A 1100-nucleotide genomic window follows, 5' to 3' on the forward strand; every position below is an offset into this window, starting at 1 on the left:
GCGCATGATGTAGTGGCGCGGGCACCCTGCCACGGCGATGTCGCCGGCGGCCTTGGTCTGGCCGTAGACGGACAGCGGGCTGAGGGGCTCCTCCTCGTCATGCACCTCGGCGGTGCCGTCGAAGACGTAGTCGGAGGACACGTGGACGAGCGTGATCCCGTGCCCGGCGCAGGTGCGGGCGAGAAGGGCGGGGCCGGTCGCGTTGGCCTTCCAGGCGATGACACGGCCCTCGGGGGTCTCCGCTTTATCCACGGCCGTGTAGGCGCCGCAGTTGATCACGGTGCCGTAGAGCGACCAGTCGTACTGCGCGTAGGCGTCCGGGTCGGACATGTCGAAGGTGTCGATGTCGCAGAAGTCGAAGTCCTTGGCGACGCCGCGCTCCTCGGCGAGCGCGCGGACCGCATGCCCCAGCTGGCCGTCGCAGCCGGTGACGAGGGTGCGCTTCGGCGCCATGGGGACGACGTCCCTCAGCATCGGGTGGTTCAGGTCCGCCTCGGAGACGGTGGCCTCGTCGAGGGGGATCGGCCACTCGATGGCGAGCTCCGGGTCGGCGAGGTTCACGAAGGTGTAGGTCTTCTTCAGCTCCAGCGACCAGTGGGCGTCCACCAGGTAGGTGTAGGCGGTGCCGTCCTCCAGGGCCTGGAAGGAGTTGCCCACGCCGCGCGGGACGTAGATGGCCTTCGACGGGTCGAGCGTGCAGGTGAACACCTTCCCGTAGGTGGAACTGCCCTCGCGCAGGTCCACCCAGGCGCCGAAGACGCTTCCGCAGGCCACCGAGATGAACTTGTCCCAGGGCTCGGCGTGGATGCCGCGGGTGACGCCCTTCTTGTCGTTGTAGGAGATGTTGTTCTGGACGACGCGGAGGTCCGGGATGCCCAGGGCGGTCATCTTGGCGCGCTGCCAGTTCTCCTTGAACCAGCCGCGCGAGTCGCCGTGGACGGCGAGGTCGACGACCATCAGGCCCCCGATGCCGGTCTCCGCCACGGAGAGGTCCTTCTCGAATGCGATGTCTGCCATATGGGAAAAGCTCCTATCGAAGAGGTTGGATAACCGGGGGCGCCCGCGCGGGGACGCAGGATCATCCCCATGCCCTGCGGCCC

At 68.0% G+C, this 1100-nt stretch carries 1 protein-coding gene; it reads right to left on the minus strand.

What is annotated here, in order from left to right:
• Positions 1-1017: dTDP-4-dehydrorhamnose 3,5-epimerase family protein (locus tag DWW12_RS09690; protein ID WP_199570795.1), on the minus strand; the 1017-nt coding region annotated here is incomplete at its 3' end.
• Between the last annotated feature and the right edge of the window lie 83 nt (positions 1018-1100).

It is taken from the genome of Collinsella sp. AF14-35 (assembly GCF_003464565.1).
Classification (GTDB): Bacteria; Actinomycetota; Coriobacteriia; order Coriobacteriales; family Coriobacteriaceae; genus Collinsella.